At 70.6% G+C, this 15847-nt stretch carries 15 protein-coding genes; 12 read left to right on the top strand and 3 right to left on the bottom strand.

The window, feature by feature from the left end:
* Window positions 1-32: 32 nt before the first annotated feature.
* Window positions 33-1043, bottom strand: coding sequence for a C40 family peptidase (locus tag ACY34M_RS06305; RefSeq protein ID WP_462716577.1), 1011 nt, complete (start codon window positions 1041-1043; stop codon window positions 33-35).
* Between the two features lie 345 nt (window positions 1044-1388).
* Between ACY34M_RS06305 and ACY34M_RS06300 the strand changes: the two genes are divergently transcribed.
* From ACY34M_RS06300 to ACY34M_RS06275, 6 genes are all read left to right on the top strand, one after another.
* Window positions 1389-1697, top strand: coding sequence for a hypothetical protein (locus tag ACY34M_RS06300; RefSeq protein WP_327662290.1), 309 nt, complete (start codon window positions 1389-1391; stop codon window positions 1695-1697).
* A 118-nt stretch (window positions 1698-1815) separates the two neighbouring features.
* Window positions 1816-2622 carry a hypothetical protein gene (locus ACY34M_RS06295; RefSeq protein ID WP_462716578.1) on the top strand — a complete coding sequence of 269 codons (807 nt, stop codon included), beginning with the start codon at window positions 1816-1818 and terminating at the stop codon, window positions 2620-2622.
* Window positions 2612-3976 (top strand): hypothetical protein, encoded by a 1365-nt coding sequence (locus ACY34M_RS06290; protein WP_462716579.1) that lies wholly within the window; start codon window positions 2612-2614, stop codon window positions 3974-3976. The genes ACY34M_RS06295 and ACY34M_RS06290 overlap by 11 nt, the downstream gene beginning before the upstream one ends.
* Window positions 3973-5532: an SCO6880 family protein gene (locus tag ACY34M_RS06285; protein ID WP_462716580.1), complete on the top strand. Its 1560-nt coding sequence runs from the start codon at window positions 3973-3975 to the stop codon at window positions 5530-5532. The genes ACY34M_RS06290 and ACY34M_RS06285 overlap by 4 nt, the downstream gene beginning before the upstream one ends.
* A gap of 60 nt (window positions 5533-5592) precedes the next feature.
* Entirely contained in the window at window positions 5593-7005 is a 1413-nt protein-coding gene (locus ACY34M_RS06280) for an ATP-binding protein (RefSeq protein ID WP_462716581.1), read from the top strand.
* A gap of 5 nt (window positions 7006-7010) precedes the next feature.
* Window positions 7011-8522: a type IV secretory system conjugative DNA transfer family protein gene (locus ACY34M_RS06275; protein ID WP_462716631.1), complete on the top strand. Its 1512-nt coding sequence runs from the start codon at window positions 7011-7013 to the stop codon at window positions 8520-8522.
* Here the strand turns inward: ACY34M_RS06275 and ACY34M_RS06270 are convergent.
* Window positions 8519-9166, bottom strand: a complete 648-nt coding sequence (locus ACY34M_RS06270; RefSeq protein WP_462716582.1) for a TetR/AcrR family transcriptional regulator — start codon at window positions 9164-9166, stop codon at window positions 8519-8521. The two genes, ACY34M_RS06275 and ACY34M_RS06270, sit on opposite strands and share 4 nt — an antisense overlap.
* Before the next feature lie 104 nt (window positions 9167-9270).
* Here ACY34M_RS06270 and ACY34M_RS06265 point away from each other — a divergent pair, with 104 nt between their 5' ends.
* Together ACY34M_RS06265 and ACY34M_RS06260 are read left to right on the top strand one after the other, a co-directional pair.
* The gene (locus ACY34M_RS06265) at window positions 9271-10824 is read left to right on the top strand and encodes an MFS transporter (protein ID WP_462716583.1); all 1554 of its coding nucleotides are present in this window, start codon (window positions 9271-9273) and stop codon (window positions 10822-10824) included.
* Window positions 10825-10851: 27 nt separating this feature from the next.
* Complete coding sequence (locus ACY34M_RS06260) at window positions 10852-11448, top strand: NADPH-dependent FMN reductase (RefSeq protein WP_462716584.1); 597 nt, start codon at window positions 10852-10854, stop codon at window positions 11446-11448.
* Here ACY34M_RS06260 and ACY34M_RS06255 read toward each other — a convergent pair.
* Window positions 11445-11993: a GNAT family N-acetyltransferase gene (locus tag ACY34M_RS06255; protein WP_462716585.1), complete on the bottom strand. Its 549-nt coding sequence runs from the start codon at window positions 11991-11993 to the stop codon at window positions 11445-11447. The two genes, ACY34M_RS06260 and ACY34M_RS06255, sit on opposite strands and share 4 nt — an antisense overlap.
* Window positions 11994-12098: 105 nt before the next feature.
* Between ACY34M_RS06255 and ACY34M_RS06250 the strand changes: the two genes are divergently transcribed.
* From ACY34M_RS06250 to ACY34M_RS06235, 4 genes are read left to right on the top strand one after another with little or no spacing between them, the layout of a single operon-like run.
* Window positions 12099-13031, top strand: a complete 933-nt coding sequence (locus ACY34M_RS06250) for an ATP-binding cassette domain-containing protein (RefSeq protein ID WP_462716586.1) — start codon at window positions 12099-12101, stop codon at window positions 13029-13031.
* A complete protein-coding gene (locus ACY34M_RS06245; protein WP_462716587.1) occupies window positions 13028-13831 on the top strand; it encodes an ABC transporter permease in 804 nt (267 codons plus the stop codon). Before ACY34M_RS06250 ends, ACY34M_RS06245 begins: the two co-directional genes overlap by 4 nt.
* On the top strand, window positions 13828-15138 hold the full coding sequence (locus ACY34M_RS06240; protein WP_462716588.1) for a sensor histidine kinase: 1311 nt from the start codon (window positions 13828-13830) through the stop codon (window positions 15136-15138). The genes ACY34M_RS06245 and ACY34M_RS06240 overlap by 4 nt, the downstream gene beginning before the upstream one ends.
* Window positions 15135-15806 (top strand): response regulator, encoded by a 672-nt coding sequence (locus ACY34M_RS06235; RefSeq protein ID WP_462716589.1) that lies wholly within the window; start codon window positions 15135-15137, stop codon window positions 15804-15806. The genes ACY34M_RS06240 and ACY34M_RS06235 overlap by 4 nt, the downstream gene beginning before the upstream one ends.
* Window positions 15807-15847: the final 41 nt, after the last annotated feature.

Raw genomic sequence — 15847 nt, 5'->3', positions numbered from 1 at the left:
GTTCCAGCCAACCCGGGCCGCGGACGCCGGTCTCACACCTCCGGCGACTCGGTCGGGAGCGCCTGCGCGCCGTCCTCTGTGACACGGGTCGCGCCGAAGTAGTCAGGGGTGTCGATGGGGTCGAAGCGAATGACGGCACCGGGGCGCGGCGCGTCGATCATGTATCCGCCGCCCACGTAAATGCCCACGTGACGAATGGCCCGGCTGTTCTGGAGATCGTCGGAGAAGAACACGAGGTCTCCCGGAAGCAGCTCGTCCCGCTTCGGATGCGGCCCCGCGTTGTACTGATCGTTGGCCACACGGGGCAGCTCGATGTCCACCGTCTCGTACGCGGCCTTGGTCAGCCCCGAGCAATCAAATCGGCCATCTTGGTCGGATGTGCCGTTGCCGCCCCACAGGTAGGGAGTGCCGAGCTTCTTCTGCGCGAAGTAGATGGCGGCCGCCGCCTGCTGCGAGGGCTGCACGCGCCCGACGGGCTTCGCAAAGGACTTCTCCAGGGTCGTGATGACCTTCACGTAGTTCTGCGTCTCGCGGTACGGCGGCACGCCCCCGTACTTGATGACGGCGTACGCGCCCGCGTTGTAGGCGGCGAGCATGTTCTTGGTCTGGTCGCCGGGCGCGTCCTTCACGTACGAGGCGAGCTTGCAGTCGTACGAGGCGGCGGACGGGATCGCGTCGTTCGGGTCCCAGATGTCCTTGTCCCCGTCACCGTCCCCGTCCACGCCGTGCGCGGCCCAGGTCCCGCCGATGAACTGCGCGATGCCGTACGCCTTGGCCGGCGACGAGGCCTTCGGGTTGAACCCGCTCTCCTGGTACAGCTGGGCCGCGAGCAGCGCCGGATTGATCGCGGGGCAGAGATTGCCCCACTTCTGTACGAGCGGCTGGTACGCGGCGGGCACGGCCCCCTTCGCGAGCCCCACGGCCCCCTGGCCCGCCCCGCTGCTCAGGCTCCCGGCCGCCATGTACGTCCCGAAGACGAGCAGCGCCACGAACCCGGTGCCACCGGTGGCGGCAGCCCCCGCGAGCATCCATGCCTTACGCACCGTCAACCGCCCTTCGCCACCGGGGAGTCCGGGCGCGACCCACGGCCGGACACACGATCGCCCAGTTTACGGGCGGGCCCGCTACGCCGTCCGCGACTGTGCCGAACTGTCGTCGACCAGGCTTCATTGCCCGGCGTGACCAGGCATGATACACAGAGTAACCGTACGTTCCTTCGGATCCGGAACCGCCGCCGCCGGCGGTTCCTCAGCCATGGGAGCGTAGAAACTCGGCCAAGGAATGGCGCCAAGTGTGCAGGCACCTGAGCCAATCTGGGCAAGAATGGGTCTGACCTCTGCGCTGCGGCAGGGGCGACAGAACTACCCACATGGGGCGGTGAGTTACACATGCTGCTGGCAGCCGAAAAGGGCGATATCTCCACCATCATCGGCGGGATCGCCCCGGACTGGGGCCCGTTCGGGAGCTTGGGCAACGAGGCACGCGTGATGATCGAGGTGGTGATGGCGGTGGCCATCCTGCTGTGCCTCGGCATCGCGATCTGGGGCGCGGCCAAGCAGAGAATCGGGGCGACGGCCCTGCGGGACACCTTCAGCGCCGAACAGGGCAAGGGCCTGATCATCGCGGGCCTGACCGGGGTGTTCATCATCGGCTCACTCGGCACGCTCTTCACCATCGTGTACGGCATGGCCGTCTAGCTACCGGCTGAGGTTGCGTCTCCCTGATGTCGAGTCACCACACCGCGCCCACGCGCGAAACAGCCGGGCTACCGTCGTATGCGGTGGTTCGGCGAGAGGTTGAGGGGGCGTGCGCGCAATGAGTCCGGACGGTCCACAGGACGACGAGCTGTACGGGGGGTCCGGGCAGACCCGGACGCGGCTCCCGGAGGGTTCCGACGGCTACGGGAGCGCCCGCAGACCGGGACGTTCGCCGTCCCGGTCCCTGGTGACCGTGGTCGGCGTGGTGGTGCTCCTGATCGCGGCGATCGCATTCGCGAACCGTGGCGAGGACGCCTCCGGCGGATCCGGTTCCTCCGGATCGAAGCCGGAGGCGTCCCCCACGTCTCCCACGGGCACGAAACCGGTGTCCTCCGGCTTCGCCCACGACGAACAGGGGGCGCAGTCCGCTGCCGCGAACTATGCGGTTCAGCTGGGCAGCGCCGACATGTTCGACAAGGTCGAGCGGGACCGGATCGTCGACGACGTCTATACGCCGAAGGCCGCCGACGCGCGGCGCGGCGACCTCGACAAGGTGTACTCCAGCAAGAGTTTCCTGACGGGCATCGGCCTCGCCGAGGACGGCACCGCGCCGAAGGGGACCACGTTCGTCTCCCGGGTCATTCCGGTCGGCACCAAGGCGACTGCCTACAAGGGCGACACGGCGACCGTGTCGATCTGGTACTCGTCGCTGTTCGGCCTCGCCGGCGAGGCCGCGCAGAACCCGGTCTCCGAGAGTTGGTACACCAACAGCTACAAGCTGCGCTGGGTGGACGGCGACTGGAAGGTCGAGGACTTCTCCCAGAAGGACGGCCCCGTCCCGGTCGGCCGCGACCAGCGGGCCTCCACAGCCGACGACATGGCGAAGGCCGTGAAGGAGTACGGAGGGTTCAGCTATGCCCGCTAACCGGCGACGCCGGGCCCTGTCCTTCGCCGCCGTGGCCACCGGCGTGCAGACCACTGCGGTCCTCCTGGCCTCCCGGGCCTGGGCCGCCCCGGACCCCGAGCCGGACGACAACCCCTGCGACCTCATCCGCGGCGCCGCCAGGAAGTACTGCGAGCGCGGCAACGAATCCAGCAGCAAGAGCACCGGAGGCGGCGGGTCGACGCCCGACGTCTCCAACCCCCTCGACCCCCTCTCCAGCCTCGCCAAGGGCTGCGCGGAGGCCGCCTCCTGGACCGTCGACCAGCTCAGCGACGCCGTGCAGAAGACGGCCAACGTCGACTTCACCAACCAGAAGTTCCTTCAGCAGTACGCCGTGGTGTTCGCCGCGTCGACGATCCTCACGCTGGTGCTGTGGCTGCTCGCCGTGGCCAAGCGCGCCGTGCGCGGCGTACCGCTGATGACCGCGATCTCGGAGGCCGTGGGATTCCTCTGGCTCACGGTGCTCGCCTCGGCGTTCACCCCGCTGATCCTCTACACGGTGGTGTCCGCGGCCGACGGAGTCAGCGACGTACTGGCGAAGGCGACGGGGAACCAGACCGACACGTTCTTCGGGACGTTCTCCGAGGCGCTCAAGAAGGGCGACGACATCGGCGGCGGACCGATCATGCTGATCGTCGTGTCGCTCGTGTCGATCCTCGCGGCGGGCGTGCTCTACCTGGAGCTGTATCTGCGCGCCGTGCTGCTCTACGTGGGCGCCCTGCTCGGCGTCGTCGTCTACGCGGGGCTCGTCGACAAGAATCTGTGGGGCCATGTCCGCCGCTGGGCCGGGATCATGGTCGCGGTCATCCTCGTGAAGCCGGTCATCGTCATAGTGCTGGGTCTCGCCGGCGCCCTGTCCAGCAGCAACAAGGGGCCCGACTCCCTCGCCGCGGTCGTCTCCGGCCTCGCCATCGTGCTGCTCGCCATCTTCGCGAGCGGCATGATCTACCGCTTCGTGCCCGGCTTCGGCGACGAGATGGCCAACGTGCGCAAGAACCGGCTCATGCAGGGCGCCGAGGGCAAGGCGGCCGCCGTGATCAGTTCCCCCGCGGCGCTCGTCTCGCAGGGCATCAAGACACACAGCAGCCGCCAGGACAGCGGGGGTTCGGGCGGCGGCGGAGCCTCCCGGGCCCGTCCCGCCAACCCCGCGTCCGGCGGTGTGGCCGCGCACAGTTCGCGCCCGGCCGCGTCAGGGGGAGGCGGCGGAACTGTCCCCTCCGCCGCACCCCCGCCTCGTACGAGCCCGTCGAAGACCCCGCACGCGAGCAACGACCGCGGGGGCAACAGCGGTAACACCGGCAAGAACGGCAACTGGCAAGGAGGTGCAGGGCGTTGACGACCCAGTCCCACGTGTCCCCTCCGGTCACGCCCCGCCGTACATATCTGATCGGCCGCGCCCGGCCGAACGCGATCGTCGGCAAGAACCGCGAGTCCGGCGAGATCGCCATGATCGTGGTGGGCGCGTTCCTCGGCATGATGTGCGGACTGCTCGTCCCCGTGCTGTCGCTGCGCATCGTGCTGCTCACGGGCTTCCCGATGCTGGCGCTGGCCGCGGTCTACGTCCCGTACAAGGGCCGCACCTTCTACAAATGGTTCGAGATCAACCGCAGCTACAAGCGCTCCCTCAAGCGCGGCACCGCCTACCGCTCGCACACCATGGAGGCCGGCACCCGGCTCGACGGGCGTGAGGTCGAGATCGGCCCGCCGCCCGGCATCGGCCGGCTCACGTGGCTGGCCGCGCCGTTCGGGCCCGACGAGATCGCCGTGCTGCTGCACGCCGACCGGCGCACCGTGACGGCGGCCATCGAGATCGAGGGCCCCGGCGTCGGCCTGCGCGACTCCGAGGACCAGGAGGCGCTCGTCGACCGGTTCGGGACGCTGCTGAAGCACGTCGCGAACGGCGACGGGTTCGTGACCCGGCTCCAGATGCTCGCCCGCACCCTGCCCGCCGACCCCGACGCCCACGCCAAGGACGTCGCGGTGCGCGGCGACGACCGCTCGCTGGGCTGGCTGCAGAAGTCGTACGACCAGCTGCAGTCCATGGTGTCGACGAGCAGCGAGCAGCACCGCGCGTACCTCGTGGCCTGCATGCACTACACGCGCGACCTGGCCGCCGAGGCCAACGCGATGGCCCGCGCAACCCGTCCCAAGGGCGGCAAGAAGGTCGACCGCGACGCCGGTCTCGCCGTCGTGATGGCGCGCGAACTGACCGACATCTGCTCCCGTTTGCAGGAGGCGGACATCCGGGTGCGGCAGCCGCTCGGGCAGGGCCGGCTCGCGTCCCTGATCCACTCCATGTACGACCCGGACCACCCCATCGACCACATCCAGGCGATGTCGAAGCGCAACGCCTGGCCGGCCGAGCTCGACGCCATGGAGCCCACGTACCTCCAGGCCAAGACGCGCGAGTCGACGACCCGCGCGCCCTGGTGCCACGCCACGGCCTGGGTGAAGGAGTGGCCGATGACTCCGGTGGGCGTCAACTTCCTGGCGCCGCTGCTGGTCCACACCCCGGACGTGATCCGGACCGTCGCCGTGACGATGGACCTCGAACCCACCGAGGTCGCCATCGAGCGGATGCTCACCGAGAAGACCAACGACGAGGCGGAGGCGTCCCGCGCCGCCAAGATGAACCGGACCGTCGACCCCCGCGACATCGCCGCCCACGGCCGCCTCGACCAGCGCGGCGAGGACCTGGCGAGCGGCGCGGCCGGCGTCAATCTCGTCGGCTACATCACGGTCTCCTCCCGCAATCCCGACTCGCTCGCCCGCGACAAGCGCACCATCCGCGCATCCGCGGGCAAGTCGTACCTGAAGTTGGAGTGGTGCGACCGCGAGCACCACCGGGCGTTCGTGAACACCCTGCCGTTCGCCACCGGCATCCGCCGATGACCCCGACGATCCCGATGTTCCTGATGTCCGCCGACACGGCCGGAAGGTAGGCGCTGCACTATGCGGGATCCGCTGTCCGCTCTCACCGATGCCTTCACCGCGTTCCTGTTCGGGAAGGTGGAGACGACCCGGCTTCCGGTGCGTACGTCGACGGGGCAGGCGCAGGCCGTCTATCTCCCGACGGCCGCGCCGGGCCTCGGCGACTCCGGCGTGATCATCGGCCGCGAGGTGTACTCCGGCAAGGGCTACATCTACGACCCCTTCCAGCTCTACGGTCAGCAGCTCCCGGCCCCCCACTGGCTGGTCCTCGGCGAGTCCGGAAACGGCAAGTCGGCGCTGGAGAAGACGTACGTACTGCGGCAGCTGAGGTTCAAGGACCGTCAGGTCGTCGTCCTCGACGCGCAGGGCGAGGACGGCGTCGGCGAGTGGAACCTCATCGCCGAGGAGCTGGGCATAACTCCCATCCGGCTCGACCCGACGGCCGCCCTGGACATGGGGATCCGGCTCAACCCGCTGGACCCGGCGATCACCTCGACGGGGCAGCTGGCGCTGCTGCGCACCATCATCGAGGTCGCCCTCGGCCACGGTCTCGACGAGCGCTCGGGCTTCGCGCTGAAGGTCGCGCACGCGTACGTGAACGAGACGATCGTCGAGCGGCAGCCGGTCCTGACCGACATCGTCGAGCAGCTCCGCCACCCGGAACCGGAGTCGGCGGAGGCCATGAACGTGGCCCTGGAGGACGTCCGGGCCTGGGGTCTCGACGTGGCGCTGGTCATCGACCGGCTCGTCGACGGCGACCTGCGCGGCATGTTCGACGGACCGACGACGGTGGGCATCGACCTCGACGCCCCGCTGATCGTCTTCGACCTCTCGCACATCGACCGGAACTCGATCGCGATGCCGATCCTGATGGCGATCGTCGGCGTGTGGCTGGAGCACACCTGGATCCGCCCCGACCGGAAGAAGCGCATCTTCCTGGTCGAGGAGGCCTGGCACATCATCAACTCGCCCTTCGTGGCGCAGCTGTTCCAGCGTCTGCTGAAGTTCGGGCGGCGGCTCGGTCTGTCCTTCGTGGCGGTCGTCCACCACCTGAGCGACGTGGTCGACGGGGCCGCCGCGAAGGAAGCGGCGGCGATCCTGAAAATGGCCTCCACGAGAACGATCTACGCCCAGAAGGCCGACGAGGCGAGAGCCACGGGCCGGGTGCTCGGACTGCCCCGCTGGGCCGTCGAGATCATCCCGACGCTCTCCCCCGGCATCGCCGTCTGGGACGTCAACGGCAACGTACAGGTGGTCAAACACCTCGTCACCGAGACCGAACGGCCGCTGGTCTTCACCGACCGCGCCATGACGGAGGCGTCCGCCGAGCCGGTCGTTGACGACGCCCTGCACGCGGCGGAGCTGGAGGCCGAGGAGCGGGCCGCGGCGTTCGTGGAGCAGCGCCTGGGCGGCTCCGAGTCCACGGTGGCATGACGGAAATGCGGGACGAGCGGGGGCGCCGGATGGAGCGGGGTTACCGGGAGCACAAGGCTCACCGGGAGGAGCAGCGCGGCGGCCGGGGGGTGCCCGACGGGCTGCTGATCGGTGTCCTCGCGTTCCTGCTGGGCATGACGGTGCTGACGTGGACGGCGACGGGCCTCGCGGGGCTCTTCGCGAAGGGCGCGTGGCCGACGGGCGTGACGTTCGGCAATACGCCGCTGGCACTGCGCTCGCTGATCACCCGCCCGCACGACATCCCCGGCGCCTGGCCGGGCACCCCCGCCACCGAACTCTCCGGCTACGGCCTCGTCTGGGGCCTGGTCATCGGCCAACTGATGGTCCTGGTCGTCCTGACTATCTTCATCGCGGGAACCTTCACCCGCTGGCGCGCGGTCCGAAGACAGCGCCGCGAGGACGTCCCTTCACCGGAGCCGGAGCCGGAGCCCGAGCCGGTCGAGCGGGAGACGGCGGTCATTCAAGCCCCGCCGGCGATTGAGGCGCGGGGTCCGGGGCAGAGCCCCGCGAGCGCAACCACGCCTCCCGTAACGGCACCCGCACCCGCCACCCCCACCGTCCCCTCACCCAGAGGGCCGATCCACCTCGGCCCCCCGGCCGACCGCCACCCCCTCGCCATAGAGGCGATCCAGGACGCCGAGGGCCCGGTCCTCGTGATCACGTCCTCCGCGGACGTCTGGTCGGAAACCAAGGACGCCCGCGCCAAGCTCGGCCCCGTCCTCCTCTACGACCCCACGCACCGCTGCGACACCCCGGCCCGCATGCACTGGAACCCGGCCGCAGGCTGCACCGACAAGGAGACCGCCGCCGCACGCGCCACCGCCCTGCTCGCCCCGATACGACCCACGGCAAAGCTGGACTCGGCCCTCGCCGAGGCCGCGGAGACCCTGCTGCGCAGCTATCTGCACGCGGCGGCCGTCGACGGCAAACCGTTCCGCCACGTCCACCGCTGGTCCCAGGGCACCCAGGTCCAGGACGCCGTACGCATCCTCCGTACGAACCCGAAGGCGGCCGCCGGCACCGCGGGCGAGCTGGAGGCGGCCCTCACCTCGCACCCCGAACGCCGCGACATGGCTCAGGAGTTGACCGCCCGCGCCCTGTCCTCACTGTTCTCGGTGAACATCCGTGAGGCCTGCACGCCAAACCGAACCGATGCACTCACCCTGGATTCCTTCGTGAACGAAGGGGGCACGCTGTATGTGGTCGGTGAACCCATCGAGGACCCGAAGGGACAGCCCGGTGCGATGCCCCTCCTCACGGCCCTCGCCTCGAGCGTGGTCGAGCACGGCCGCCGCGTGGCCGCACGGTCACCTGCCGGCCGGCTCGACCCACCAATGACGTTCGTCCTCGACGACGTCGCGGCGGTGGCTCCGCTTCCCCAGTTGCCGGAGCTGCTGTCCACCGGAGCGGACCAGGGTCTGGTCACCCTGGCCCTGCTCCGGTCCAGGGAACAGGGCCGCACACGCTGGCCGGACGCGGAACTCCCGCTGGGCTAAAGGCCGTACAGCTTCAGGAACACCGCGAGCCCGCCGGACAGCCGCGCGTCGATCTCGGCGGCGGAGATCGGCACCACCCCGAAGAACGTGTCGATGGAGACGGCTCCGGGGAGCAGCAGCATGAAGTACCGGGCGGCTTCCGCAGAGTTGCCCTCGTCGACCGCCAGCAGGCCCTGTTCGCCGAGGCGAAGCAGTGCCTGGCGCATCGCGTCCTCGGTCGCCCGCGGCCCGATCCGCTGCCACTCCTCGATGACGTCGGCGGGCAGATGCGCCCCCTCGGTGATGATGTGCCGGACGAGGAGCATGTGCGGCTCGTGGTCGCCGCGCCGCCCCACCCACTCCCGGACGAGCGCGAGCAGATCCTTCTCCACGTCCGTCACCTTGCTCAAGTGACGCTCGATGAGCACGACATGAGCGGTCGTCACATTGCGGGCGCTGTCGATCAGGACCTCACGGAAGAGGTTCTCCTTGCCCCCGAAGTGGTTGTAGAGCGTGCGGGTGGAGACGCCCGCCTCCGCGGCGATCTCGTCGATGCCCGCCCGCGCGTACCCCTCGCGCCCGAACACCGTCCGCGCCCCGCGCAGCAGCGCCTGGCGCTTCTCGACCGTGCCCTTGCGCGGTACGCGCCCCGACTCCTGTGTCATGCGGCTCCGCCCTCCGTCCTCCGTCGTGCCTGTCCAGCCTAGGCACAGAGCCCTAGGTACAACGATGGTTGCACTTCTTACAACCGTCGTTGTACTTTACCGGCATGGCAACCGAACCCCTGGCTTCGGCGGCCCGCGAAGTCGGCGGCAGCCGCTCCACCATCACCCTCCTCGTCGTCCTCCTCGGCATGCTGACCCTGCCGATGGCCATGTCCGGCACCACCGTCGCGCTCCCCCGCATCGGAGCCGACCTCCATGCCTCGGGCCCCGCGCTGCAGTGGGTGGTCGTCGGCTACTTCCTCGCCGCGTCCTCGTTCATGCTGGTCGCGGGCTCGCTCGGCGACCTCTACGGCCGCCGCCGGATCCTCACGGCCGGCGCCGCCCTCTACACGGCGGGCACCCTCGGCTCGGCCCTCGCCCAGAACATCCTGGTCCTCGACGCGGCCCGCATCCTGTCCGGAATCGGCGCCGCGGGCGTGATGGCGAGCGGCGGCTCCCTGCTCGCCGCGACCTTCACCGGCCCCGCCCGCACCCGCGTCTTCGCCTCGCTCGGCACCACGGCGGGCCTCGGCCTCGCCTTCGGCCCGACATTCTCCGGCTGGCTGATCGACGCCCTCGGCTGGCGCGCCACCTTCCTGACCTACGTCGCCGTGGGCACGGTCGTCCTCGTCGGCACCCGCCTCATGGCGGAGTCGCGGGCGGACGACCGGCCGGGCGTGGACAAGGCGGGCGCGGCGACGTTCATCGCGGGCCTGGCGCTGGCCCTGTACGCGATCACGCAGGGCTCGAAGTCCGGCTGGACGGCACCCTCGACCCTGGCCCCCGCAGCCCTTTCGCTCACCCTCCTGCTCACCTTCGTACGCGTCGAACGGCGCCTCGTCCGCACCGGCGCGGGCCGCCCGATCCTCGACCTGCGGCTCGCCCGCAACCCGGCGTTCCTCGGCTGGGCCGTCGGCTCCTTCGGGCTCGGCGCGGGCACCACCGGCGTCCTCGCCTTCCTGCCGACCTACCTCCAGGGCGCGAGCGGCACGACCGCCCGCGCGGCCGGTCTCACGCTGCTGCTGATGACGGTGCCGATCCTGGCCCTGCCCCCGCTCGGCGCCCGCCTCGTCAACCGGGGCGTGCCCGCCCGGCACCTCCTGGTCCTCTCCCTGCTCCTGCTCGCGGCGGGCAACGCCTGGCTCACGACGCTGCACCCCGGCATCCCCGTGACGGCGCTCGCGGGCCCGCTGCTCACCATCGGCGCCGGCCAGGGTCTCTCCATCGGCATCATCGACGCCCAAGCCATGTCGATGGTCACCCCGTCCGAGGTCGGCATGGCCTCCGGCTTCCTCAACACGGTCCGCGGCGCCACCGGCGCCGTCATGCTCACCCTCTTCGGCGCCCTCCTCCTGGCCACCCTCGAACCCCGAGTGGGCTCGGCGGGGCTGGCGGCGCGCATCACGGCTGGCACACCCGGCCACGCCCCCGAATTCACGGAGGCGTGGCAGGTGACGCTCTGGTCGGTGACGGCCTTGATGACGGCACTGGCAGCCGCGGTTTACGGGCTACTGAGAAGTCCTGCCCCGGCTGTGGGCAGGCGTTCCGCACGGCGGAACGGGTGGGCACAGCCCCCGTCGCCGCGCAGCGAAACCACGACGCACACCAAGACGACCTGATCACCCCAACCACGGAGGACCGAAACCATGACCACGACCGCAACCACACCCCCACTCCGCGTGGCCGTCATCGTCGGCTCCACCCGGGAAGGCCGCCTCGCCCCCACGGTGACCACCTGGTTCACGACCTGGGCCGAGCGCCACTCCCCCGACACCCATTACGACGTCATCGACCTGACCGACCTGGACCTCCCCGACACCCACCCCGACTGGGGCCACGAACCCACCGCGGCCCAGACCGAGTTGGCCTCCCGCGTGGACGCCGCCGACGCCTACGTCGTGATCACCCCCGAGTACAACCACAGCTTCCCGGCCCACCTGAAGCACTTCATCGACCTGCACCGCGACGAGTGGAAGGCCAAGCCGGTCGGCTTCGTCTCGTACGGCGGCGTGGGCGGCGGCCTGCGCGCCGTGGAACAACTCCGCCTCGTCTTCGCCGAACTGCACTGCGCGACGATCCGCGACGGCGTCAGCTTCCACAAGGCCCACGGCGGCCTCTTCACGGAGGACGGCCCGGCCCACGACGAACAGGGCGCGGCCGGCGCCGCCAAGGTCATGCTCGACCAACTGTCCTGGTGGGCCCACGCCCTGCGGACGGCCCGCGCACAACACCCGTACGGCTAGCCCCGCTTGAACTCCATCTCGCGCTCCACCTTGGAGGGGTCGCCCGGATTCGGGACGGCCCCTCCCGTGCGGACGAAGCCGAACTTCCGGTAGAAGCCCTCGGCCCGCCCATTGTCCTCATGGACGTACAACCGCACCCGCACCACGCCGTCCAGGGCGAACGCCCACTCCACGGCGGCGGAGAACAGCGCCTCCGTCACCCCGCTCCCCCGCGCCTCCGGCCGCACGAACACCGCGACGAGTTGCGCCTGCCGCCGCTCGACGGGCTGCCCGAAGAAGTCCAGGGCGCCCGCCTCCTCCACGAGCACCACCACGCTGCCGTCCCAGCGCCCGCCCTCGCCGGCCTCCGCGACGAACTGCAGGACCGTCGTCCCGTGCGCGGCACGCTCGGCCCGCCCCTGCCAGAACTCGTCCGGCTGCGCCGCCGCCTCCTCGTACGTCTCCAGAAACGCGAGCGGTGCCGCCGGATCCCGCAGCGCGGCGAGCCGCAGCTCCTTCGCGGCACGCCACTCGTCGGCCCGCACAGGTCTGATCACGTAGTCCATGCATCCGCACCCTAAGGGCCCGTAGTACCTCGGTACTACGGCATTTCCGCAGCTCGATGCCCCGGTCCGACGCCCGCGCGACCCCGCCCACGGCACCGTACTCACATGACGATCCGAGCCCACGGCCTCACGAAACGCTACGGCGGCAAGACCGCCAAGACAGTCGTCGAAGACCTCACCTTCACCGTCGAACCAGGCACGGTCACCGGCTTCCTCGGCCCCAACGGCGCGGGCAAGTCCACGACCATGCGCATGCTGCTCGGCCTGGACACCCCGACCTCCGGCCACGCCACGATCGGCGGCCGTGCCTACGCCACCCACCCGGCCCCGCTCACCGAGGCCGGCGCGCTCCTGGAGGCGAAGGCCGTCCACCCCGGCCGCACCGCATTCCACCACCTCATGGCACTCGCCCTCACCCACGGCATCCCGCGCTCCCGCGTCGAGCACGTCCTCGACCTCGCGGGCCTCACCGACGTGGCGGGCAAGCGGGTCAAGGGCTTCTCCCTCGGCATGGGCCAGCGCCTCGGCATCGCGGCGGCGCTCCTCGGCGACCCGGCCACGATCGTCCTCGACGAGCCGGCCAACGGCCTCGACCCCGAGGGCGTCCTGTGGATCCGCACGCTCCTCAAGTCCCTCGCCCAGCAGGGCCGTACGGTCCTCGTCTCCTCGCACCTCATGAGCGAAATGGCCCTGACCGCCGACCACCTGGTCGTCATCGGCCGCGGCAGACTCCTCGCGGACACGACGGTGGACGCCTTCGTACGGGAATCGGGCGCCGCAGCCGTCAAGGTCGTCACCCCCTCGGGCACGGAACTCGCCGCGCTCCTGACCGGCCCGTCCGTGACCGTGACCAGCGAAAGCAGCGGAACGCTCCTGGTGCACGGCACCGACGCCGAGCACATCGCCCGCACCGCGGCCGCGCACGCCATCCCGGTCCACGAACTCACCCCGCAGACGGCCTCCCTTGAGCAGGCCTTTATGGACCTGACCCGCGACTCCGTCGAGTACACCGCCCACCGGAAGGAAACCGCGGCATGACCACCGCCACGACCGCGCGCCCGACGCGCACCACGTCCTCGTACGCCGTGATACCAGCCCGTGTGCTGCGCTCCGAGTGGCACAAGTTCTGGACGGTCCGCTCCACCTGGATCACGCTGCTCTCCTCGGCCGTCCTGATCATCGGTCTCGGCCTCCTCGTCGCCGCCAACTACGACACCGGCAGCCGCGACTTCGTCGACCCGGTCCAACTCGGCCTGTCCGGCAGCCAGATCGCGCAGATCTCCCTGCCCGTACTGGGCGTCCTGTTCATCGCGGGCGAGTACACGACCGGCATGATCCGCGCCTCGCTCACCGCGGTGCCCGGGCGGGTGTCCCTCCTGTGGTCCAAGGCCGCCGTCCTCGCGGCCATCGTCTTCCCCCTGACCTTCGCGGCCTGCCTGATCACGTACCCGCTGGCCCAGATCTTCCTGTCCGGCACCGACCAGGAGGCCGCGCTCACCGACCCCGGCATCCTCGCGGCGATCGCCGGCACCTCCGCCGGGATCACAGCACTCTCGGTCTTCGCCCTCGGGCTCGGCGCGGTCCTGCGCTCGGTCGCGGGCGGCATCGCGTTCTTCGTCGGCGGCGTCATGATCCTGCCGGAGGTCGTCTCCATGATTCCGGTCGACGCCGTGGACACCGCGGTCGAGTACTTCCCGGCGCAGGCCGCGGGCAACGCCTCCGCGCTCGACGCGATCGCGGGCGGCCCCTCACCGCTCGCCTCCCTCGTCGCCCTGATCCTCTGGGCGCTGGGCTCGGTCGCCCTCGCCTCGCTCTTCCTCAAGCGACGGGACGTATGACCGGTGACCCGCTGCGCCGGAGCATGCCTGTGGCGGAGGATGGTGCCGTGACCGAGCATCAGCGAAAGGGCACCCGCGCCGTCCGCGCCGCGGGTGCCCTCTCGCTTCCCGGCCGGCTCCAGCTGTGGCTGCAGTCCGTACGCGCCTTCGACCAGCGCCACCGCTGGGTGTGGGACCTCGTCGTCACCCTGTTCTGGGTGACCGCGGCGCTCACGGACTACGCGAGCAGCGGCTGGCGTTCCGTCGCCCAGAACCTGGACGTGCCGGACTGGCTGCTGCTCACCCTCAGCCTCGGCTTCACCGTCCCGCTCTACTGGCGTCGGCGGCACCCCATGGCCGTACTGCTGGTGACCGCGCCCCTGGCGCTGGCCAACAGCTGGTCGGGCGCGATCCTCCAGGCCCATCTCGCCCAGCTGATCGCGGTGTTCAGCCTCTCCCTGCACCGGCCCCTCAAGCAGCTCGCGCCCGCGGCGCTGATCGTCCTCGTACCGCTGGTACCGGGCGCCCTGCGCTACCCGCTGGCAGCCTGGGACGCGGCCCTCGGCCCGGCCGTCTGGGGATTCGCCCTCACCGCACTCCTCGGCATCGCGGTCCGCTCGCGCAAGGAGCACCTGGCGGCGCTGGTCGACCGCGCACACCGCCTCGAAGTCGAACGCGACCAGCAGGCCCGGCTCGCGACGGCCGCCGAACGCGCCCGCATCGCCCGCGAGATGCACGACATCATCGGACACAACCTCTCCGTCATCACCGGCCTCGCCGACGGCGGCTCGTACGCCGCAGCCCGCAACCCGGAGCGCGCGGGCCAGGCCCTCACCGCCATCGCCACCACCAGCCGCCACGCCCTCACCGAACTCCGCCGCCTGCTGGACGTACTGGGCGAGGAATCCCCTACGGCCGAGCTGTCCCCCGCCCCCGCACTCCACGACCTGGACTCCCTGATCGAAGGCGTACGTTCGGCGGGCCTTCCCGTACTGAAGAAGGTCGAGGGCGAACCGGCGCCCCTGCCCGCAGGTCTGGAGCTCACGGTGTACCGCGTGGTGCAGGAGGCGCTCACCAACACCCTGAAGCACGGCGGCCCTTCGGCCACCTCCGAGGTGCTCGTCTCGTACGCGAGCGGCACGGTGACCGTGACGATCACCGACACGGGCCTCGGCGGCACCCCCGCCCCGGACGCGGGCGGCCGAGGAATCTCCGGCATGCGGGAGCGAACGGCCCTCTACCGGGGCACACTTGAGGCCGGACCACGCCCGGCCGGCGGCTGGCGGGTACACCTCCGCATCCCGATCCCGGAAGGCCCCACCCCGTGACGAGCGTGCTCATCGTCGACGACCAGCCCATGCAGCGCTTCGGCTTCCGCATGCTCCTGGAGAGCCAGGACGACCTACGGATCGCGGGCGAGGCCGGTACGGGCACGGAAGCGGTCCGCCTCGCGGCCGAACTCGCCCCCGACGTGGTCCTGATGGACATCCGCATGCCCGGCATGGACGGCATCGAGGCCACCCGCCGCATCATCACGGACGCCCCCGGCGACGGCCCGCGCATCCTCATCCTCACCACGTTCGACATGGACGAGTACGCCTACGCGGGCCTGCGCGCGGGCGCCTCCGGCTTCCTCGTCAAGGACGCGCTGCCGGAGGAGCTCCTCGCCGGCATCCGGGCGGTGGCGGCCGGCGACGCGATCGTCGCCCCAAGCCTCACCCGCCGCCTCCTCGACGCATACGTCCACCATCTCCCGGCAGCTGCGGCCACTCCCCCGGAACCGGATCCGCGTATCGCCTCCCTGACGGAGCGCGAACGCGAGATCCTCACGGTCATCGCCCAAGGCTGGACCAACACCGAAATCTCCGAACGCCTCCACCTCGCCGAATCGACGGTGAAGACCCACGTCTCCCGCATCCTGGCGAAAACGGGAGCACGGGACCGGGTCCAAGCGGTGATCATGGCGTACGACGCGAAGCTTGTGGAACCTGCATAACGCAGAAAACCCCCGTGCTCGAAAGCACGGGGGTTTCCCAT

This window comes from Streptomyces sp. EDA2-14 (assembly GCF_054963755.1).
Note: the sequence above shows the minus strand (reverse complement) of the source record. Positions and strands in the feature narration are given on the sequence as shown.